The sequence below is a fragment of the Atopobium sp. oral taxon 810 str. F0209 genome (genome assembly GCF_000466405.1).
Lineage (GTDB): Bacteria > Actinomycetota > Coriobacteriia > Coriobacteriales > Atopobiaceae > Olegusella.
Window position 1 is genome coordinate 22,389 of the sequence record NZ_KE952967.1, and the last position, 19,805, is coordinate 42,193.

Annotated in this window: 20 protein-coding genes; 11 read left to right on the forward strand and 9 right to left on the reverse strand. The window is 50.2% G+C overall.

Annotation, left to right across the window (positions count from 1 at the left end; translation table 11 throughout):
* Positions 1-256: 256 nt before the first annotated feature.
* The gene (locus HMPREF9069_RS08025) at positions 257-2,998 is read right to left on the reverse strand and encodes a sigma 54-interacting transcriptional regulator (RefSeq protein ID WP_232204064.1); all 2,742 of its coding nucleotides are present in this window, start codon (positions 2,996-2,998) and stop codon (positions 257-259) included.
* Between the two features lie 539 nt (positions 2,999-3,537).
* On the opposite strand from HMPREF9069_RS08025, the gene HMPREF9069_RS08030 reads away from it, so the two are divergent.
* The 4 genes from HMPREF9069_RS08030 (at position 3,538) to HMPREF9069_RS09805 (ending at position 6,641) form a co-directional block, all read left to right on the forward strand.
* Complete coding sequence (locus HMPREF9069_RS08030) at positions 3,538-4,560, forward strand: ornithine cyclodeaminase family protein (protein WP_021626762.1); 1,023 nt, start codon at positions 3,538-3,540, stop codon at positions 4,558-4,560.
* A gap of 46 nt (positions 4,561-4,606) precedes the next feature.
* A complete protein-coding gene (locus HMPREF9069_RS08035; RefSeq protein WP_021626763.1) occupies positions 4,607-5,608 on the forward strand; it encodes a threonine ammonia-lyase in 1,002 nt (333 codons plus the stop codon).
* Between the two features lie 538 nt (positions 5,609-6,146).
* The gene (gene relB, locus HMPREF9069_RS08040; RefSeq protein ID WP_021626764.1) at positions 6,147-6,335 is read left to right on the forward strand and encodes a type II toxin-antitoxin system RelB family antitoxin; all 189 of its coding nucleotides are present in this window, start codon (positions 6,147-6,149) and stop codon (positions 6,333-6,335) included.
* A 135-nt stretch (positions 6,336-6,470) separates the two neighbouring features.
* Positions 6,471-6,641 (forward strand): type II toxin-antitoxin system RelE family toxin, encoded by a 171-nt coding sequence (locus tag HMPREF9069_RS09805; protein ID WP_198009752.1) that lies wholly within the window; start codon positions 6,471-6,473, stop codon positions 6,639-6,641.
* A gap of 31 nt (positions 6,642-6,672) precedes the next feature.
* Here the strand turns inward: HMPREF9069_RS09805 and HMPREF9069_RS09475 are convergent, their stop codons facing one another.
* The 4 genes from HMPREF9069_RS09475 to HMPREF9069_RS08060 all read right to left on the reverse strand — a co-directional run bounded on the left by HMPREF9069_RS09475 (position 6,673) and on the right by HMPREF9069_RS08060 (position 10,193).
* Positions 6,673-7,041 (reverse strand): hypothetical protein, encoded by a 369-nt coding sequence (locus HMPREF9069_RS09475; protein WP_198009747.1) that lies wholly within the window; start codon positions 7,039-7,041, stop codon positions 6,673-6,675.
* 616 nt (positions 7,042-7,657) lie between these two features.
* Positions 7,658-8,581: a type II restriction endonuclease gene (locus tag HMPREF9069_RS08050; protein ID WP_021626767.1), complete on the reverse strand. Its 924-nt coding sequence runs from the start codon at positions 8,579-8,581 to the stop codon at positions 7,658-7,660.
* Positions 8,578-9,345 (reverse strand): DNA-methyltransferase, encoded by a 768-nt coding sequence (locus HMPREF9069_RS08055; protein ID WP_021626768.1) that lies wholly within the window; start codon positions 9,343-9,345, stop codon positions 8,578-8,580. The genes HMPREF9069_RS08050 and HMPREF9069_RS08055 overlap by 4 nt, the downstream gene beginning before the upstream one ends.
* Before the next feature lie 2 nt (positions 9,346-9,347).
* The gene (locus tag HMPREF9069_RS08060) at positions 9,348-10,193 is read right to left on the reverse strand and encodes a DNA adenine methylase (RefSeq protein ID WP_021626769.1); all 846 of its coding nucleotides are present in this window, start codon (positions 10,191-10,193) and stop codon (positions 9,348-9,350) included.
* Positions 10,194-10,659: 466 nt separating this feature from the next.
* Between HMPREF9069_RS08060 and HMPREF9069_RS08070 the strand changes: the two genes are divergently transcribed.
* Both HMPREF9069_RS08070 and HMPREF9069_RS08075 read left to right on the forward strand, forming a co-directional pair.
* On the forward strand, positions 10,660-11,874 hold the full coding sequence (locus tag HMPREF9069_RS08070; RefSeq protein WP_021626771.1) for an AlbA family DNA-binding domain-containing protein: 1,215 nt from the start codon (positions 10,660-10,662) through the stop codon (positions 11,872-11,874).
* Positions 11,875-11,881: 7 nt separating this feature from the next.
* Positions 11,882-13,504: an AbiH family protein gene (locus tag HMPREF9069_RS08075; protein ID WP_021626772.1), complete on the forward strand. Its 1,623-nt coding sequence runs from the start codon at positions 11,882-11,884 to the stop codon at positions 13,502-13,504.
* A gap of 352 nt (positions 13,505-13,856) precedes the next feature.
* Here the strand turns inward: HMPREF9069_RS08075 and HMPREF9069_RS09735 are convergent, their stop codons facing one another.
* The 4 genes from HMPREF9069_RS09735 to HMPREF9069_RS08090 all read right to left on the reverse strand — a co-directional run bounded on the left by HMPREF9069_RS09735 (position 13,857) and on the right by HMPREF9069_RS08090 (position 16,800).
* Positions 13,857-14,534, reverse strand: coding sequence for a reverse transcriptase domain-containing protein (locus HMPREF9069_RS09735; protein ID WP_156894193.1), 678 nt, complete (start codon positions 14,532-14,534; stop codon positions 13,857-13,859).
* A complete protein-coding gene (locus tag HMPREF9069_RS09810) occupies positions 14,476-14,802 on the reverse strand; it encodes a reverse transcriptase domain-containing protein (RefSeq protein WP_021626774.1) in 327 nt (108 codons plus the stop codon). The genes HMPREF9069_RS09735 and HMPREF9069_RS09810 overlap by 59 nt, the downstream gene beginning before the upstream one ends.
* A 1,223-nt stretch (positions 14,803-16,025) precedes the next feature.
* Positions 16,026-16,199 carry a hypothetical protein gene (locus HMPREF9069_RS09665; protein ID WP_232204065.1) on the reverse strand — a complete coding sequence of 58 codons (174 nt, stop codon included), beginning with the start codon at positions 16,197-16,199 and terminating at the stop codon, positions 16,026-16,028.
* A 163-nt stretch (positions 16,200-16,362) separates the two neighbouring features.
* Entirely contained in the window at positions 16,363-16,800 is a 438-nt protein-coding gene (locus HMPREF9069_RS08090; protein ID WP_021626778.1) for an HD domain-containing protein, read from the reverse strand.
* Between the two features lie 377 nt (positions 16,801-17,177).
* On the opposite strand from HMPREF9069_RS08090, the gene HMPREF9069_RS08095 reads away from it, so the two are divergent.
* From HMPREF9069_RS08095 to HMPREF9069_RS08120, 5 genes are all read left to right on the forward strand, one after another.
* A complete protein-coding gene (locus HMPREF9069_RS08095) occupies positions 17,178-17,447 on the forward strand; it encodes a hypothetical protein (RefSeq protein ID WP_156894194.1) in 270 nt (89 codons plus the stop codon).
* A 196-nt stretch (positions 17,448-17,643) separates the two neighbouring features.
* Positions 17,644-17,835 carry a hypothetical protein gene (locus HMPREF9069_RS08100; protein ID WP_021626781.1) on the forward strand — a complete coding sequence of 64 codons (192 nt, stop codon included), beginning with the start codon at positions 17,644-17,646 and terminating at the stop codon, positions 17,833-17,835.
* A 428-nt stretch (positions 17,836-18,263) separates the two neighbouring features.
* Positions 18,264-18,791 (forward strand): DUF4355 domain-containing protein, encoded by a 528-nt coding sequence (locus tag HMPREF9069_RS08110; RefSeq protein WP_021626784.1) that lies wholly within the window; start codon positions 18,264-18,266, stop codon positions 18,789-18,791.
* A 635-nt stretch (positions 18,792-19,426) separates the two neighbouring features.
* Positions 19,427-19,567 (forward strand): hypothetical protein, encoded by a 141-nt coding sequence (locus HMPREF9069_RS09670; protein ID WP_232204066.1) that lies wholly within the window; start codon positions 19,427-19,429, stop codon positions 19,565-19,567.
* Complete coding sequence (locus HMPREF9069_RS08120; protein WP_021626787.1) at positions 19,567-19,803, forward strand: hypothetical protein; 237 nt, start codon at positions 19,567-19,569, stop codon at positions 19,801-19,803. The genes HMPREF9069_RS09670 and HMPREF9069_RS08120 overlap by 1 nt, the downstream gene beginning before the upstream one ends.
* Positions 19,804-19,805: the final 2 nt, after the last annotated feature.

The window sequence follows — 19,805 nt, forward strand, 5'->3', positions numbered from 1 at the left end:
CTTTCTGTCGACCTATCTATACAGCTTGGACAGACCTCATTCGCTGGCGCCGTGCACGTAAGGTGCCGTTCAAATTTAAGACCAGGGTACAGATCTGTTACCTGCGGAAGCTTCACAAAAAGTGATTGCGCCACAAGCAACGTTCTGTCGACACTTGGAAATGAACTTATGAAAGAATTACTTGCTAAAATCGACACAGGAGTTCGACACTATGAAAACGCTAACAGATTTGTCGCTTTTTCTATTTTATGTATATCTACTCATCTTCGAGAGTAACTTCCAACTCACAAGTCACATCGCCATGCTCAAGAGTGTCTAGCGTAAGCATGTGGTGTACATAAGCAATCTCAGATACAGGGATCTCCACTTTATAGCGACGACACATATCGTGGAAAGCGGTATAGAACCAATCGATAAACTCGTGATTTTTTTGCTCAAAGCTTTTCTCGTCAGGATAGGTGTTCACAAAACTCTTAGTAACTAAACGTTCGATAAGGCCACACAGATGCACATATACCGCAATTCTTCTGCGGTCATCAATCATGATACCTGACAATCTTGAGAGCTCTCTCATCGCATGGTCAGCTTCAAGGTAGAGCATCTCTGGATTAAGTATCGTAATTGATTCTGCAGCACTTCGTAATGTAAGATTTCGCAATAGACGAGAGTGAAAATCGTCCATTTCTTTAGAACTCAATACTTTAGATAAAACACGATCTAAATCTTCAGATGACCCAGAATACAGAATGTCTTCTAAGGGGATAAAGGGTACTTGTAAAATCCCTGGATTCATAGTGCCGACTAGCGCATGCACACGATGAGCGTTAAATACTGCTGCTTGGTCTCCGCTACGTACAAGCTCATCATAGTCGCACGTAATCAAATTTACAGGTAGCTCTTCAGGGAGACTATCTTGGACAAGTTTCCTAATATTATCGGCAGCACGGCTGCCAGCTTCAGAACAAAATGCAATCACATCATCCTTTTCGGATGAGCAGATTACATGATATGTTGGCCAACAAAGCTCAAGACTTTGATCTAAGAACTCTTGAAAGTCCCTATCTGATGACAACGCATTACCAACTCCAAGTGCCAAGCTAGTCGAGACGTTGTTAAATACGTACATGCTGCCCCTAAAGTCACGCGTTATAGCAGCACTTACCTGCTCGAGAGACCCCATATCCACCAAAATCACCACGCGGTCGCAAAAAGAAAAGCGTTCTAAAAGACGTGAAAGAGGTGTAATAATGTCTTTGATTTCTTGGTCATACGTCATATCAATAGCTTCAAAGACCCGTTTATGCAGAATCCTGTTTGCTGCATCGGCAATACTTGTCGCCGTAGCATACCCATGACAAATAACTACACCTAAAGAATCCCTCTTTGTTGGATTGGTGCCAATTGCTTCGATGACCTCAATTTCAAGCATTACTTTGGTAAGTTCGTCAAGTTCAGTCCCCAAAATAGTTCGTACCCGGGCTGAAATTTGAGCTATGACAACAGTCGCAATCTGAGAGTCACGTGTAAATATGGATGCTAAATCACACAACTCATCATGATATTTTCGGCGCCACAGCGTCAACAGGTCCCCACCCCACAACTGCATTACCAGAGCCTGCGAAAGCAATCGTGTAACCTTGCGACTCAATTCAATTCCATACTCCTCATTGACCTGCTCGATAACTGGGGTAAGAATACGTTCGTAAGAGGCTATTCGAGGGTTCACGATTACGTCATCAAAGTTACGAAGATCTTGGCTAGCATGAAGCTCCTCAATACAAGCAATCGTCAATTCATCAAACGTAATGGTGCCCGCTTTAAAATCGTCATAGGAATCAACCATTTGTTGAAAGAACTGCATCGATTGTTCGGCAGGATCAAGTGATGCAAGGTTGTTGTCAGAAACCAACTGGTCATCATCTGGAAGAGACGTATTGGCGGTCAAGATATTGGTTGGCAAATTATATACGTGTATCACCAGATTGTCTGCATCACGGTTGAGATATGCCTCTGCACAACAACTGGTTACAGTTGTTCTCAAGCCATTAATATTCTCGTCAAAGTTTGCAGCCGTGAGCGCACGAAGAGCACCCCTACTAATAGCAATATCCGCCGCAATTCGTTGGCCTTCGATACGCAAATAATGCATAACAAGAGCCATACGTTCGCATTCTCCTCGCTCTGCATAAGAAGGAAGCGACACGATGACAGGTACGAGATGTGAAATTGCTGAAAGAATTTTATTGCTTAGCGAACGCGAGCTTCCCAAAATGAAACGTGTGGGAGGCACACTGCCAACCTTAGACTGAACAACTATACGATCCTCTGTCATATAACCAAGTAGTTGCTCGTTTACCGCTTGCGAAAGGTGGTCTACGCGCTCAATGTACACCACGCCACCCGCGGCTTGTTGTACGGCTCCCATTCGTTCCGACGTACCAAAAATATCAGCCATTATTGTGGAGTCATTATCGTCATACCGTGAACAATCCACTACCACAAAACGCGCACTACGCGGAAGAATTCCACTATTAATTCCATACTCATAGGTAAGACGTGCTAAAAACGCCTTGCCAGTGCCATGAGCTCCCACAAGCAAAGCAGGAAGACCACTAGGAGGATAGCTGATGGCACTTCGAAGCTGTTCAATGCATACGCTAAGTGAAAGATCTCGACCAATCGCCTTCTCAAAGTCATGACGCTCAGGAACACCAGACTCTTCTAGCAACTCTTGCATTGAACTATATTCCATATATTTGATAGATGCCTGAAGATAACGTTCAAGACCACGTCGATGTAAATATAAAACGGGACGAGAGTTAATTTTAACTACCAGTCGATCACGTACAAGCTCGTTGAGATACTGACTCGCAAGATTGCGACTAATGTGGCATTGTCCGGCAATCCTATTTGTCGTAAAGACATCGGTACTTTCAGGATTTAGATTACGTGTGGCCTTTTCAATGTACCAAAGGACCTCACTTTTTGTTTCCGGCATGCCCATCGTTTGGTCGTTCCTTCCGTTCCTTCCTTATTAATAGGGAAAAGACGAATCCGATCTAGAATAGAATCGTGACTCCATTCAAAGGTGCATAACAAGGTTTATATAATACGTAAAGCAAATCTATTCACATAACGCAACAGTATTACCACAGCACATGCAATTGACTCATATAGATTGCGGTAAAGTTTAAGACTCGCTGTTCTTGTCGGTGACAATGCCACTAGATGTGCAATCTCAAAGACGATGAGCAGTGACCGATGCGCGCTTTGTCCCCCGGCATCGCACGTCGGGTATCCCCGTTCCCAAGCCGACTTCGATGGCGAACCCTGCTCACCGAGCAAAAATGTCAAGGAGAGACGAAGATTCCGAAGCGATGTGCTATAGTACGGCCAACCGAATAGTTGTGTCCTCGGAGACCCCGGTACTCCGAGCAAGGGCACCGAAGCCAACGTCTTGTTAGGGCAGTCGCGCATGCGGCTGAGAGACGCGGCTTCGGTGCCCTTTTCGTTTTCCGGGAAGGATTGGAGAGTGCAATGTTCGACTTCAGGATCTTGAGCAGAGATGACGTCGCCAGCCTGCTTGACATGGACAGCGTCATAGCCTCCAACAAGGAGGTGTACCGTCAGCGCGCGCTCGCACAGACCGAAACCTGGCCAACCATCTTCAACGTGTTCGAAGAGGGAAAGGCAGACCTCGACATCAAGAGCGGCTGGCTCAAGGGCAGCCATGCCTTCGGCCACAAAACCGTTGGCTGGTACGGGGATAACCCCGCCAAGGGGCTGCCAGCGCTGGTGGGACTCATCTGCGTGTACGACGACGTGACGGGTGCCCCGCTGGGCGTCGTGGACGGCACCTACATCACGGGCATCCGGACAGGTGCTGCTGGCGCCATAGGAGCGCAGGCGCTCGCACGCCCTGACTCGCGCGCCCTCCTCATGGTCGGGACAGGCAATCAATGCGCGTACCAAATCGCCGCAACACTCACGCTGATGCCGCAGATAGAGCGCGTGTTCGTCGCCAACCCGCACAGACCAGCCACCACCCGCGCCAAGGTGGGGGCGCTGGGCGACGAGCTCGCTGCCCTCGGCGTGAACGCCTCGGGAGTGGGACTTGTCGCCATCACCAGCGAAGGGGAACTTAAGGATGCCTGCGCCAAGGCAGACATCATCATCACGGCCACCATGTCCCGCAAGCCCATGATCAGGCGCGAGTGGGTTTGCCCTGGCACGCACCTCTCTTGCATCGGCGCGGACATGGAGGGCAAGGTGGAGGTCGACCCGCTCATTGTTGCCGACGCCCTGCTTTTTGTGGACGACACCGCGCACTGTATCGAGGCTGGGGAGATAGAAGTCGGCATCGAGCAGGGAGTCTTCACCGCCGACCACATCGCAGGCGAGATCGGCCAGCTTCTGTGTGGATCCAAGGAAGGTCGCACGAACGACGAGCAGATTACCGTGTTCGACGCGACAGGGATGGCTCTGCTCGACATCGCCTGTGCAAAGAAGGCGCTCGAGTTGGCTCACAGCTGCAATCTGGGCGTCACTGCCAGCATCTAGTATCCAAGAGACAAAAAGAACAACCGCAGCAGAAAGGAACGAAGCCATGACCAGAGAGACCGTAGAGGTGCCCGACTTTTCCGCCGCCGACGTGGACGCAGCCTACACACGCCTGAAAGATCATCTCGCGCCCACACCCGTGGTTCAGAGCTATTACTTGGGAGGGCCGCTCTCGGGAATTGACGACGGCCGCGAGTACTTCTTCAAGCTGGAGAGCATGCAGCGCGCAAAGAGCTTCAAGATCCGCGGGGCGCTCAACAAGATGCTCACGCTGACGGACGAAGAGAGGGCTCGAGGCGTGGGCACTGTAAGCAGCGGCAACCACGGCAGCTCGGTCGCCTACGCAGGCTCGATGCTGGGCATATCCGCCACCGTGATCGTGCCTGAGACATGTCCCCAATCCAAGCAGGACAAGATTCGTTACTTCGGCGGCACCTGTCTGCCGATGGGTAAGGATTACGATGAAGCCCACAAGCTGGGCATGCGCCACATTGAGGAGTATGGTCTCACCTACGTGGACGCCTACTACGACGACCCGCTCATCTACGCTGGCCAGGGTACAGTCGCCGTGGAACTCCTCGCCCAACTGCCGGCGGCAGACTGCATCGTAGTGCCCGTTGGCGGTGGCGGGCTCTCCACGGGAATCGCCGTGTGGGCCAAGACACAGCGCCCGAATATCTGCATCGTGGGCGTGCAGACCGAGGCCTGTCCGGCCATGTGGGCCAGCTGGCGCGATGGGAGGTTCTATGACGAGTACCCCATCGGTCCCACCCGCTGCGACGCGACCGTAGGCGGCGTGGGTGCTCTCGCCTACATGCGCTTGCGCGACGTGATGGACGAGCTGATCGTCGTGACAGAGGATGAGGCGGCGTCCGCGTGCGCGTTCATGGCGCGTGAGGAGAAGCTGGTGGCAGAGGTCGCATCCTGCATGACGGTGGCCGCCGTGCGCGACCACCGCGAGCAGGTGGGAGGATCTCGCGTGGCACTCGTCATCTCCGGCGGCAACATCGACGGTGCCACTCTCGATGAGGTCCTGCGTCAGTACTGAGCACGCCGTCCTCCGACCGCCCATATGGTCGTATCCGACATGCTTAGGCTACCGTCGATGCCCATGGCGACGTACCGCAGGACTCCGGACACTCCGGCAGAGAGCGGACAGCGGGATTACGAGCCGAAGTGCGCTGCCCCCGTCACTTCGTCTCGTTCCCACCAGAGGGCATGCGTGAGAGGTTGAGGTTCTAGTACCCTCTTGTCCAATCTGCGTGGGCATCTGAGACCACATTTGGCCCAACTATTTGTGCCCACCGTTGCGCTATTCGCAAATTGCTCTACGCTATTTTATTTCGTTCCTTGAATAAGGAGTTCCTGACTCCCCCACCATAATCTTATGAAGGACTAAATGCGTACGGAAGCATCCTTTTTATGACCGTCTTTGTAACGACAATAGCAGTCACACTTATATGGAATAGGAAAAGGTAAATGACGGTTTCAGAAGCTTGGAAGCCAACCGACGCTAGCAATTTACCTCTACTCTTATGTGCGCCTGCTGTGCTACAACGTAACATAGCAGATAAGGAGGTAATTTCATGGATGCTACAATGACAGTACGCTTGAACAGCGATGAAAAAGCTTTAATTAACTCATATACGCGTGTTTTTGGTACCACCGCCAGCCAACTTATGCGCAAGGCCACACTTGAGATGATTGAAGATCAAATAGACATAGATACATTTAAAGCAGCAAAACTAGAGTATGAGGCTCATCCTGTGAGTTAGAGCATTGATGAGGCAAGGGATATGCTTGGCCTATGAATAGCTATGAATTGAAAATCTCACGCAAAGCCCTAAAGCAGCTTTCAAAACTAGATAATAAACGTGATGTTCAGATTATTCTTGCATGGCTAGAAAAAAATTGAAGGTTGCGAAAACCTACGTTTACATGGCAAGGCATTAGTTGGGAACTACGCTGGAGCATGGCGTTATCATATTGGAACCTATAGAGCACTCTGCGAGATACACGACAATGAACTTATTGTTTATACGTTCGAGATAGCACACAGAAGAGAGGTCTACAAACGCTAGGGCTCAATCAACTATATTGCGTCCCTTAACTTCATATCGTGTATGCCCTTGGCACTCCGATTTTCTCTCCGACTCTCTCTACAAGACTCCTGAGCTTTTCGAAGTTCTCGGGATATTGCCCGTAGCCATCAAGAAAAAAGCGGCGGTAATAGCCTTCGCGCGTTACTGTGAGATTCCAATCTTCTAAATCTGTGATGAGGTAGTCACGTTCAAACTGGTATTGTGGCCGGCGCCAACCCAAAACACCAATTCTCTGGATAGAAATATCAAAAGACTTGGCATCATTCCTACTTAGAGTACCTGTAGCACAAAATGGCTCCATGACAAGATTGACCGTAACATCGTAGTCGCCGTCATCGCGTTTTTGGAAACAATAGGAACGGACCATTGTCCCAACCATGCAGCGCCATTCTAGCTTAAGCTCCTGAATACTCCGCCCATACAAGGGAACCGCTGAACTACTAGTGTCGTGAAGCGATTTGATAGTAAAAAAGTAATACGGGAGACCTACATCCATGTTTGTATGCACCGACTGGTCAAGTCTAAGGCCATGCCACGCACACTCTCTACATAGAGAGTCATGCAACGCGAACATGTCAACTGATTCACAGTTGCAGCCGCACCTCCGCGCGAGACATGCTGTCGAAGTTTGTGACCCAATGCCCATTTCCTTGATTTTGCTCACCATGGTTTTCAGCAGCTTGTCATAATCTGACTTCAAGACAATCCCTCCTTTGATAGCTATTCCAGCTGCTGACTAATATTTAGATTCGGGAGTGCAAGCACCGCGTCCAGTCCATTTGTAGTCTATGGTCTCACATGGCCGAATCAAGCTCATTACCGCCAGAACAGCGGTTTTTTTCAATCTTATTTGAGTCTACGTACTTTGATTTTGCCAAGCTCTACCTTTCAGCTATTGGATATGTATGCACAACTGCATCCACAATACGATGATTTGGATGTTATTGCCCACCACCCATCGATACCCTTTGCCCCGATGGGCGGGTTTGAAGTCATTATTGGACAAAAAGCCTCTTGAACGTGCCTTCCTCAAGTTCGTTGAGGTTGTAAATTGTATCCATGATTTCGAATGTCTCGCGGAGGTTGTTACGTGCACTCTTCCAGCCACCGCCGTCCGTCACCCAGACAAACTGGAAGCCGGGAATACGCTCGGACTCCTGGGCCATCTCCTTGTAGGAGCGGGACGTCTCGTTGAGCTTAGAGCCGCCACCAGAGTAGAAGTTGGTCTCGATGCCAAACAATCCCTTGGCCGTGCGCACAACGAAGTCGAACCTCTTCTCTACGGTGCCACTGTTGGTGATTTCCGATAGGTCGATGCCCCAGAAGCTTTGCATGGTGCTGGTATATAGTTCCTTGTAGTAGACGCCGACCTCTTGCGGGTTACCGTCGATTATCTTTCTTCCCTCACTGTTGCGACAGGCCAGTCCTGCCGTGCGAAGGTAGCCCTCCACCAAGTTCTCCATGAGGTGCCCACCACGGTTCTTGCGCCCGTTAGAGTCGAGACCGACCTCAACGCCCATCACATAGTCAAGAAGATTGGTAATGTAGTGGCTCTCCATCAGCTCGAATAGGCCAGTAGAGCGCATGAAGTCGGCATAATCCTGCGGCCTGTTGGATTTCTTCTTGCCTCCAAACTGGAACTTTGTGAGCATGCCGACCTCGTAGATGGGGACCTCAGTCGCCCGCACCGCGATGAGCGTGGGCACCACGTTGAGCACATCCGGATACTTTTTCACAAGCGCAAGGAAGTCGGACTCGATGCTTTTGGAACCTAGAAGCGAGTTCATTAGGTGAAGCTCAGAGCGCCACTTCTCTGTGTTCGCGATGGCCTTGTCGAAGTCAACATAGTAGTCGTAGCTGGCAATGACGGGTTTGAACTGGCCTAGCCAAGTGTCGAAGTCTCTGGTGTTGCGAGTCATAGTGGCACCTCTTCCCTTCTCAGCCGCTCTGCGGCAATTTGTAGATACTCTTCCAATGCATCTATACCTGTGGATTTGCGTGCGAGCCGTTTTGCGGCGACGCAGGTTGTGCCACTCCCCACGAAGGGATCGAGCACCGTCGCACCTTCCCGTGTCGAAGCCTGAATAATTCGTTCGAGCAGGTAGAGCGGCTTCTGAGTAGGGTGCTTGCCACACGCCTTCTCGGACCTAGGCGTGAGCGTTCCCTCCCAGACGTCCTTCATCTGCTTGCCACCGTTAATCTCCTTCATGAGCGTGTAATCGAAGTAGTGTTTGGCCCTCTTGTCGTCCTTCCTTGCCCAGAGCACGGTCTCTGTGGAGTGCGTGAAGCTGCGGCAGGCGAGGTTTGGAGGCGGGTTGAGCTTTCGCCAGGTGATGTTATTGAGAATGCGGAAGCCCTCCTGCTCCAATGCCATGCCACAGGAGTAGATGTTGTGGAAGTTCCCACTTATCCAGATGGTGCCGTCGAGTGTGAGGACGCGGTAGCACTCGCGTATCCAGCGTCGGTTAAACTCGTGCTTGCCATTGACGCCCATGCCGCGATCCCACTCACCTTTGTTCACGCTGACCTGCTTGCCACCCGAGCAGGAGATGCCGTCGTTCGAAAGGAAGTAGGGTGGGTCGGCAAACACCATGTCAAACGAGCTGTCGGGAATTTCCGCCAGAACGTCAAACACGTCGCCCAGAACGAGCTTGGAGCTTTCGTCTTCGTAGTATGCCTGCATGGCTAATCCAGATAGTTCGTGACGATGACCTCGGTGCCATGGCGCTTCGAGGCCTTGGAGTTGATGGCACGGGCGACGTCCACAACATCAATGCGGTAACCCTCGTACAGCTCCCGAATGAGCGGCGTATCATGGTTGGTGAGCATAACCAGGCAGCCCCTCGAGTCGAGGTCGCGATAGAGCGCAGCGAGCCTGCGGTGGTCTTCCTCTAGGAAGCCTTCCTTGGTGTACGCCTCGAAGGTCGTTTCGTTGAGGAGAACGTAGGGAGAGTCGAGGAACACGAAGTCGCCAGCTTTCGCGCCTGACACGGCAGCCTCAAAGTCCCCACATGTCAGATTTGCATAGCCCAACGCTTCTGACACCGCCTTTGTGTTAACCGGGTCGAAGGAGGCTCGAACGGAGTTGTTGTACGGCACGTTGAAGGCACCTTTGGCATTCACACGATAGAGGCCATTGAAGCAGTGCTTGTTGATAAACACCATGAGCGCAGCAGTCTCGGTTGTGTAGGAGCTGGAGGTCAGCAGCACGTTGTAGCGGTCGCGCATGGCGTAATAGTATGCCTTTGCCTCCGACTTGTCCGAAGGCATCGACCCATCGATGTCGGAGAGCACCTTCACATAGACGTCGTGCTCGTCGCGTACCCGCTCGTAGAGGTTGATCAGGGCGCGGTTGAGGTCGTTGATGGTGGCCTCTCTTGGCTGCAGGTGAAAGAAGAGGGCCCCGCCACCGAGGAACGGCTCATAGTAGTGACCATACTTGTCTGGGAGGCGGTCATCAATGCGGTCAAGGAGCTGGCGCTTGCCGCCTGCCCACTTGATGAGAGGTGAGGGGATTTCGGTCGTGCGCATGTACTACCTGTTCTCGCGAAAAATCATGAGTCTCAATTCTACCAGTTGCGCATGGGATTTTGCGGCAACTTTGCGCTGATAATCAGCAACAAAACCAATTCGGCACGATTCGGCACGATCTGGCGAAGTTCTGTCATCTGGCGGGCATTTACGTGTCACGTGGCGGTATCTGCGACAATGGCACTGGACCATACCCTATTGTCAGGAGGATGAGATGTTCGGTAGCAAGAAAGCGTCAATCAAACACGACGGCTACGAGAAAGGGACGCTTTACCGGACTTGCCCGCACTGTGGGAAGAGGAAGCCTCTTTCTGAGTTTGGCTTGCGTGCCATGAAGCCCGGTGGCTCTGTGCGGGAGCAGTCCTGGTGTAAGGCATGCCGGTCGGAGCGATAGACGTTCTATCCTGCAATGGTCGCCTGCACTTGGATTACTCGCCTAGGGCATACACAGATAGGATTGACGTAGATGATGAAAAACGTATCCGAGATAACGCCTATTGTCGAGAAATTGCGTTCTACCCATAAGGAAGGCAATTACTGGGACTTCAAGCGTGAATGGCATTCTGACAAAGCAGAGCTTCTTTACGACATTATTTGTCTTGCCAATAACATCGAGCAAGACACAAGCTACCTCATAATAGGCGTGGATGAGAACCAGAACCATATAGCCGTAGATGTGAGCAAGGACGCCAACAGGCGGGATACAAATACGCTTACATACTTCCTGTCCCATAAAAAATGGTACGGAGGGATGTGGCCAAACGCGTATGTTGAGAATATCACACTTGATGGTGTCGCTGTTGATGTTGTTGTCATTGAGATAAACCGAGAACATCTGCCGTATATGCTAGAGCAAAAGTACGGACAAAATATACGTCCATATGCCATATACCTTCGCCGCAATGATGCGAATACACCCATTAATGATGCTGCCAAGTTTGACGAGGCGGCTAGGGTTTGGAAGCGCCATTTCAGGCTAGATCTTGAGCCAGGCAAGCGAATCCAGGTGTTGCTCAACGATGTTGCTGGCTGGAAAGACCGGCCAAACAACGGCGATTGGCTTGTCGAAAAGTACTATGAAAACGAGCCACAATACTCACTGAAGTATGAAATTGACAGTAATAACAGCGGGTATGAGTTCTATCTATGCAACCAAGCGGATTCACGACCGAATTGGGGTAATTGCGATTTGCAATATGATGGGACAACAATCGAACGCTTCCAGCTAGCGGGTTTGGATGGAATGCGTTACATTACACCTGTGCCTGATAAGGCATATTTTGATTGGAACGATAGACCCCATCGAGATAGAGACTTGGTATATCGTTACTTCGATATGACTTCACTTAGATGGGTTTTACATCGATTCTTTTACTCGGATGGACCACTTAGCGATGAAACGTTGGCACACGACCTTTTCATGGAATGCGTGCTTGTCTTTCTTGATGAATATGAAAGAAGAGCGTTCGAAGATTATCTTAGGACACGGGAGCAGGATTTCTTGAAGCGAGTAGATGAGACCGAGCAACCTTATATTGATCAGTCGGATTTTGTAGATCTAAGTGATCGTGCTGTCCATGTATACGCCAATAAACTTAAACAGGCTAAAATCCTACGAGCCATGCTCGCAGAGTATCGAGCAACGTCTCCCAAAAATACTCTGACGAATACTGAAAGGTAGGACGTTTTTGGTTCCAGAAACACCCAGTAGCGAAATTTCCAATAACGAGGTTCCCAGCAAAACTATACGCATTGACGGGCAAAGTAAAGATGCTGATGTCAATTTAATCAAAACTGTTGGCACTATCGATATGGGTGGAGTCAAGTCAGCTTTGGACTCTGGTGCACCGAAAACCCTCATATCCAGCGGGCTGCAGGCAGCCATCAATTCTGGTGCCTTTGCAAAGGCCACAAACAACATGAGTGGGATTGCAAGCTCTTTCAACACCGGAGCTCTCAAAGCCGCAAGCGAGGCAATCAGCGGCACCTATGGAGACATCGGTAAGCGCTTTTCCTCCATCCTCGATGACGCCAAGATCAAGGGGCTTGATATTGACTCGATAACACCGAAGCTTGCTGCGGCAAAATACTCAATACCTGATTACTCCATACCTGATTTGAACTATCAAGTGGCAGGATACACTACGTATTGGCAGCAGCTCATCATTATCGGCAACGGGTTCGACCTGCAATGCGGGTTGCGATCCAAGTTCGGTGACTTCTTCAAACCTCGATTCGATCGGATTGAGCTAGTAACTGACTATAAGGCCGAAACCTGGTCCAAGCTTGTCGAGGAATCCGACCTAACGCTATGGGACTTCATACTCGAAGCAAACATCGACTCCCCCTGGTGCGACATCGAGGGGGCCGTTGAGAGGTGGGTACTTTCTGCAAGTGCCAGCAAGGACAAGGATTCACCTTTTTCAAAAGCTGTCGAACACGTCAAGGTTCAGCCCTTCATGGACGGGACATACACCCTCGTAAACGGGCGTTTGAAGAGCGAACAAGATGACGAGAACCACATGCTAGGGAACCTAGCCCGCTATGTTTGGACGGTAGACCGCTCGGTTACCTCGGATGGTTACAGCCGGGACAAGTTCATGACCCTTCTAAGGGTCGATCTTTTGCGGCTAGAGCAGGCTTTTGCTAAATACCTTGCCGAGGAGATTGCCAGCAATGATGGATATGTCGGTAGGTGCAAACGGCTGTATGAGATGCTCGAGAGAGACGGCAAGAAGACTGGTGATGACTACGAGACCTCGACATCCGTGCTCAGCTTCAACTACACCGAGCAAATGAAGAGTTACTTCGACGGTGGTGAGGACGGCGCTTTTGTCAACATACACGGCAAGCTTGGAGGTCAAATCATCTTTGGCATCGACGGGAAAGACTGCATGGACAACCCCGATGCGGTCTCGTTTACCAAGACATACCGCCTGATGCAGATAGGCGGATCCCGCACCGACAAGCTAATTAACACTGCCAACAGTTCCAACCTGCAAAACGCCACCGATGTCATCAAGTTTTACGGCCACTCGCTTGGCAAGGCGGATTACTCATACTTTCAGTCAATATTCGATGGTGTTGACCTCTACGAGAGCAAAACTGTCCTCGTCTTCTACTATCCCTACAGTGCGAAGGAAGGTGCCGAGGCGAACAACGAATGTTGGCGGACTGACATCACCAACAAGGTCAATGACCTGTTGGTTGCATATGGCAAGACGATGGACAACCAGGATCACGGAAAGAACCTCATGCACAAGCTTCTGCTTGAGGGAAGGCTGCTGATTCGAGGTGTACAGTTGGACTGATACTTTTCATTGCCCCACTTTGTGACGTGCCATCGGGTAGAAGGTGCGCCGTTAATCGACACGCCGTCCTCCCACACCACCGTGCCTACCGTTCGGTACACGGCGGTTCTGTAACTTAACACCTGACAAGATTATATCTTTCGACAAAGGTGACCCATTCTAGCTCCGCGAACTTAGCGTTGCAAAGCGACGTTGCCAGAATCCAGCTACCTGCTACCCGCCAGTAGGACTTGCGGGAGTTGGCTCACTCGTAGGCCTTCTGCCACGACACTCTCAGCTTCACAAGCGCCCCGAACTTGGTGCGCACCCTCTTCCAACCCTTCCAGTACACACAGCGGATACGCTTGCGAAGCTATGCGTTCATTTCCTTGAGCAGTGCAGACATGTCCGCAAGGCGGAAGTAGCCCACCCAGCCGTTTACCATCCACGTGAGGCGTTGTCGCCTGTAGGTAAGCGACCAACCATTTGAGCACGCCGTTATCTCGCATACTTTGGCCTCAGGCTTGGCTTTCGACGTGCGGTGAACGCGGAAGTACAGCTCATCTTTCGAGCGGTAGAACCCGTAGCTGAGGTATTTCACCTCCAGGTCGTGTGCGCTTATATGGGTCACGTAGGATTTCTTACGGTTCACCTTAAAGAAGAGCTTTCCTTCAATGAACTTAGTGAGCAACTCCATCGCCCTCTCGGCGGCCTTTCGGCTCTTCTTAAGGACGATGAGGTTATCGGTGTAGCGCACAAAGTGGTGACCACGCCGCTCAAGCTCGCGGTCTAGCTTATTAAGCAAGATGTTTGCAAGCAAAGGTGATAGTGGACCCCCTTGTGCTGTTCCCTCCTCGGCTCTCTGCACGGCTCCTTCCACCATATCTTTCGCTTTGAGGAAACGGTGAACTAACGACACTACGCGACCGTCTTTTACGACGTCAGGCAGCACCTGTACCAGCTTGGATTGGTTCACGGTATCAAAGAAACGCTCAAGGTCTATTGAGCACACCCACTCGTTGCCCGCGTCTGCTAACTCCTTGATGCGCATGATCGGCACCGTGTGCTGATCTACCTAGCCTAAATCCGAAACTGGAGTCGCTGAAGGGTGGCTCGAACACCGGGGTGAGAACCTGCACCACCACCTGTTGCACCATCCTGTCCACCACGGTTGGAATTCCTAGAAGCCTCACCTTCCCGTTGTCCTTGGGAATCTCGGCCCTCCGCACCGGCTGGGGTCTATACTTGCCCCGCACAAGCTTTAAGACGAATGCGTCGTAGTTCTCGTTCGGCCAGGCGTTGAGCTCTGACACCTGCATCCCACCCGCGCCGACATGCGCACGACTTTCACGTATGCCTGTCGCATATTGTCACGGTCACATATGCATTCGAGCAGGCGTACATTCCCTTCCATACAATCTTGTCTGGCGTTGAGGTCGCTTTTTCCTTTGTTCGGTGCACATGCCGACGCTCCCGGATACTCTCGGAATTCCGTCCCTACCATCTCCGGGTAGCCTTCACCTGTAAACAGGTTTAGTTGTCTGTCGTTTACCGTGCCCACGGTTTCTATGAGTGCTCCCTCCATTACGGTTCGGTCCTTCGCGTGCGCACGGGCGCCCACTACTATGGCTTCTGCTGACTCCTCATAGCAAGCTTTACGCCGTAAAGATAAAATTCATTACCTTCTACGTCTATGAGGCCTCCCGAGGTAAGACGTACTTCTTTCCCTTCATCTACCTGCCGCATCTACGCTGTGAGTTTCCGTGCAGCTTTTGGGCTTTGACTTGTGTAGCAGCCTCACCCACCCACATACGCCTCATGCGATTTCTGTTCGTCAGGCCAAAGGTTTGCCTCCTGCTTCCTTCAGATTCCACCTCACGGTGGACACCCTTGCTCTTGGCTATGCACTTCCCGCTGCCGGGTGTGCTAGGGACTTTCACCCATAAGAAGTACGCCATGCTCGGCACACTAAGACGCATTGAAGCGCTATGTGTTGCAGTGCATCTCAAGGTCTTATTCCCACTCAATAGCTGCACTTGCGCATTGCGTATCGTTGCATGCCATCTTGTATTACCTCGTGCCATCTTGTCCGAATTAATCGCGAATCAGGGGTTGATTCAATTCCCCGGAAATAGTTACTTCGCATTTCCCGCCAATTTACACTAAGGACAAGTGCCGGCAATCATTCCTCGTTTCGCCTGCTGGAATGATGATCTTAAGTTTCTTGGGAATGGTCTTCAGCGGGTCGCCCAGGCAGATCTCATGGTGGCGAAGCTCGTTGCCGAAGTGGAGTATCCCTGCGACTCGGCGAACTCGTGTATATTTGCCGCGATCTCGCGTTCGTCATCGTACAAGCCAAGGTGTATGCACTGCACGTACGTTCTCTCATCGGTGCGGACAAGTTCGACCTTCTCGAAGTCGCCCTTCTTCTTCCAGGTTACCTCAGCCTTCGCCTAGGCGAACTCATCTTCGGTCACAAAATCAGACATGCGGATGGCAGAGAGAAATTCGAACGTACCCTTGCGAGCATAGTCTGCATCGTTCACTCTGGGCTGCCATCAAAGCCCTCAAGCAGCGACGTCACAAAGTCAAAGTAGCTTTCCATGCGATGGTCGTCTTTCTTGGATATCTTTACCGCGTAAGCAATGCCGTAGAGCGGAGGCATGGATTGTTTGTATTCACCGTTCTCGTCGTTGGGATCGCCGTGCCCGTGCACGACGATGATAGTCGCCGACGGAACCTCAACAATCGAGGGCTTCTTGACATGTTTGAAGACTGTTGATGTCCTGTTGGATTACCAGTCAAAATAGCACTATTCCAAAACACAAGTCGTTCTAGAGTCCCAAGAATTTCCAAGGATCTGTGCACTCTTACTTAAATCAATTTGAAATGCCTGATAGCAAGAAATCTAACGCAGTTTTATACTTGTCAACTCGCTCTAGGTCCTTATGCGAAATCTCGGAAAGTTGCTCAAGTTTCATATTGTGTTTTAAGTCAGCGATCTTAACCATGGTTGCGAGTTTGTTAGTAGCAACTCGTTCGATATATTCAAAATATGGCACACCTTTCTGATGAGTAAGAACCATAACAGCATCTACCACATCTGTACAAAGGCCTGCAGCATAAAGGTCATCAGACGTGATATCAGTATCTTCGAGTGTATCATGCAACCATGCAACTGCCTTAGCGTTATCACCACTCACATGAGCAGCAACATAAGCAGGGTGTTCAATATAGGGCTTACCTGCTTTATCTACCTGCCCAGCGTGCGCTTTAGTTGCTATTTGCTGCGCGATTTTCTCTTGCTGCAATGCCATCTAAAGCCTCCTGCTCGGTTATTTCATCAACCCAACGCTCGCCTACCCACATATCAGCTAGATCTGGATCTTCAAGCCACTTTTTTGTAGCCAGTCGTATCTAAAGAGGTTGCCAGAAATCTCACGAATATATAAAGGAGCGTTACACCCTTTATAATATCTCACAAAGCAGCCTCCTCAATTCCTACTGGCATAAGGACCTTATTAGAGTTCTCTACCATCCTTGTTGGATTACCAGTCAAAACGACACTGCTCCAAAACAAGTACACGAAAACGAACCACTTGTTAAGGCTAAAAAGGGCGATGATACTGCCTTCAGTGTTAACTATGAGCTGGTGAACTCAAAGGCATATCATGACCAGTTCGAAAGTCTTGACTTGCCAAAAGACGTGCGGGAAAGCCTGTACAAGTGGACAGGGGAAATTCTCAATGATACAGACGGGACACCATTTGAACGTATGATGGCAATTGATATCTGCACTGGTGAACACGTGGCAGACACTATGAAATATAAGCCAAGGAAGTTTGAGGTTACCTTTAATAGTGAAGATCAAGAAAAAATCTTCAGCATAAAGGTTTTGTTGCTTTTCTTCATAACCACCCAGGCAGCTCATATCCATCGGTGGCTGATGTTCTTTCGGCTGTAATAAACGAGAACGTTGGCGTATCAGTGGTTGTAGGTCATGACGGTAGCGTATATACAATCTATTCTATTAGTTCTGACGGGTTAACAAAAAGATGGAATAAATTACAGGAAAAGGCTAAGGCACTTACGGTTCAATCAGAAGAAGCTAATATGATTGCTCATAAGTGGCTGCGTGATAAGAAGAATAGGGGGTCAAAATGGTTCAAGATAGTAAAGATTTAGCAAATTCAGATATGCGGCTTCCCGATTCCATCATCTGGGGTGCTGATGATCGCAATTGGACATTTGACCCTGAGAAGCCTTATATGGGTATGTCAAAACATGCCTACGACATTGCTATGAAGCATACCCCTAAACCTTCTAGGAGTAACAATGGGAGCAATGAATAATCATTTGCTCAGTGTAAATTAAGCCACTCTTCAGGGTGGCTTTTTTCATGCCGAAAGAAGGCACATGAAGCTGACCATCTGGCACGCTAGTTGATGTGGCCCGTGCAAGGGGACGCTGCAAACACTCGTGCCGCTTCTGGATGATGAGGCTATACCTTATAACCTCGTTGATGTTGATTGGCACCCTTGCGCAGCACAGAGCAGAAGCGTTGATTACCTTCCAACGATTGCCGTCGATGATGGGGAACAAGAAATATTCCGTTGCAGAGGGCTTCCCAATGAGGAAGCAATACAAGCGATTCTTGACATGTTTGAAGACTAAGCCGTTCGGGAGAGCGGCTTTTTTCTTAGACCAAGCGTTGATGTCTTAAAAAGCTACGGGGAGGTTAGCGGCTGACCTTAAACAGCTGGATTAGAAGGGATACACAATGGACGAGCAGACCAAGCAGGAGCATAAACAAGAGCCTAAGAGCGACCTTAAGTACACCGATGCTGATGTAGACAAGATCATTGAGCGTAAGTTTGCTAAGTGGCAAAAACAGCAAGATGAGAAAGTTGCAGAAGCACAGAAACTTGCTGAGATGAACGCTACTCAGAAAGCTGAGTATGAGCGCGATCAGCTCCAGAAACACCTGGACGAACTTGAGCGTAGCAACGCAATCTCTGACATGGTCTCTGAGTCTCGCAAGCAGCTCTCGCAGAGGAACATCGATCTTCCTGATGAGCTTGTGCAGATGCTTGTTGCTGATGACGCAGAAACAACTAAGGCTCGCGTTGATTCGTTTGCCGAAACGTTTGAGGCTGCTGTTGCTGCAGCAGTACAGGCAAAGCTCGCGGGTAATGCGCCGAAAAAAGGCAATGCTACACCACTTACCAAAGCTCAAATCATGAGCATTCCCGACCGTGCGTTGGATTACCAGTCAAAACGGCACTGCTCCAAAACCCATTCACAGTAGAGCTTGTAGCAGCGGCAGTTGGATTACCAGTCAAAACGGCACTGCTCCAAAACTGCGTGCTTGTGCATTGTGCAAAACTGTGGTTGTGCAAGGCAATACCAAGCACAGGGCACCTTGACAACCGAATAGCCACATCAACCACAACCAGAAAGGAGGTAAGCCCGTGGACTTGCAGAGCATCACGCTCCGCTATGTAATCATCCTGGCGGATGGTAGGCGGGTAAGGGTAACTATTACCATCCCCGCTAAATAGCGGAAACCCTAGATAGACGCTGGTTAACAGCCCAATGCGTCTATCTAGGGTCGTGATGCTCACTATAGCAGACCATGCTAATCACGCGGGTCTATCTCGATGCGATCGCCCCCGTCCTCACTCTCAAGAATGAGACGGTAGCCACACACACTAGCGATATCAGCTAGCACGGTTGCGCTCATCCCGCCTTTTCGACGTAAAGCAGAATCAAGGTAAGAATGAGCTTTTCCCATCGTAAGAGATGCAGAATAAGGCGACGTTGGATTACCAGTCAAAACGGCACTGCTCCAAAACGGATCTACTAGACGAAATCGCCAAGCATCACTCATACGAGTGTGAGCAAGTCGTACAGCAGCACTGGATGGAAGGCATCACATGGGAAATGGTGACTCTGAAAATGGGTTACAAGACACGTGATAGGGCATATCGAAAAGCAGATGCAGCGTTTGGCTGGGCTGACCTACACTTTGATATTGTGTGGGTAAAATCAGACCAGCTAGCTCTTGTGAGATTGGAGCAGTAATGGACGAAAATCAAAATCAGACGGTGGCGGAAATCGCTGAGGAAATCAGATCTAAGCTACCCAATGAAAAAGAAATCTTCGACCGCGAAAAAGTAGGAGATGCGCTAGTAGAAATCGCTGACCTGCTGGAAAATCGCGGGCTAAATCTTGCTGAATGCGCTGAGGTTGGGCGTATGCTAATGCTTTGGGCAGGGTTTGAAATCGCTCTTAATGGCAACGAGTTACAAGCAAAATAAAC

Excerpts from the sequence above, each read along its gene's own strand:
- HMPREF9069_RS08025 (WP_232204064.1), bottom strand. The coding sequence starts at position 2,998 with ATGCCGGAAACAAAAAGTGAGGTCCTTTGGTACATTGAAAAGGCCACA.
- HMPREF9069_RS08030 (WP_021626762.1), top strand. The coding sequence starts at position 3,538 with ATGTTCGACTTCAGGATCTTGAGCAGAGATGACGTCGCCAGCCTGCTT.
- HMPREF9069_RS08035 (WP_021626763.1), top strand. The coding sequence starts at position 4,607 with ATGACCAGAGAGACCGTAGAGGTGCCCGACTTTTCCGCCGCCGACGTG.
- relB (WP_021626764.1), top strand. The coding sequence starts at position 6,147 with ATGGATGCTACAATGACAGTACGCTTGAACAGCGATGAAAAAGCTTTA.
- HMPREF9069_RS09475 (WP_198009747.1), bottom strand. The coding sequence starts at position 7,041 with ATGGTTGGGACAATGGTCCGTTCCTATTGTTTCCAAAAACGCGATGAC.
- HMPREF9069_RS08050 (WP_021626767.1), bottom strand. The coding sequence starts at position 8,581 with ATGACTCGCAACACCAGAGACTTCGACACTTGGCTAGGCCAGTTCAAA.
- HMPREF9069_RS08055 (WP_021626768.1), bottom strand. The coding sequence starts at position 9,345 with ATGCAGGCATACTACGAAGACGAAAGCTCCAAGCTCGTTCTGGGCGAC.
- HMPREF9069_RS08060 (WP_021626769.1), bottom strand. The coding sequence starts at position 10,193 with ATGCGCACGACCGAAATCCCCTCACCTCTCATCAAGTGGGCAGGCGGC.
- HMPREF9069_RS08070 (WP_021626771.1), top strand. The coding sequence starts at position 10,660 with ATGATGAAAAACGTATCCGAGATAACGCCTATTGTCGAGAAATTGCGT.
- HMPREF9069_RS09735 (WP_156894193.1), bottom strand. The coding sequence starts at position 14,534 with ATGCGCATCAAGGAGTTAGCAGACGCGGGCAACGAGTGGGTGTGCTCA.
- HMPREF9069_RS09810 (WP_021626774.1), bottom strand. The coding sequence starts at position 14,802 with ATGCAGGTGTCAGAGCTCAACGCCTGGCCGAACGAGAACTACGACGCA.
- HMPREF9069_RS08090 (WP_021626778.1), bottom strand. The coding sequence starts at position 16,800 with ATGGCATTGCAGCAAGAGAAAATCGCGCAGCAAATAGCAACTAAAGCG.
- HMPREF9069_RS08100 (WP_021626781.1), top strand. The coding sequence starts at position 17,644 with ATGGTTCAAGATAGTAAAGATTTAGCAAATTCAGATATGCGGCTTCCC.
- HMPREF9069_RS08110 (WP_021626784.1), top strand. The coding sequence starts at position 18,264 with ATGGACGAGCAGACCAAGCAGGAGCATAAACAAGAGCCTAAGAGCGAC.
- HMPREF9069_RS09670 (WP_232204066.1), top strand. The coding sequence starts at position 19,427 with ATGGTGACTCTGAAAATGGGTTACAAGACACGTGATAGGGCATATCGA.
- HMPREF9069_RS08120 (WP_021626787.1), top strand. The coding sequence starts at position 19,567 with ATGGACGAAAATCAAAATCAGACGGTGGCGGAAATCGCTGAGGAAATC.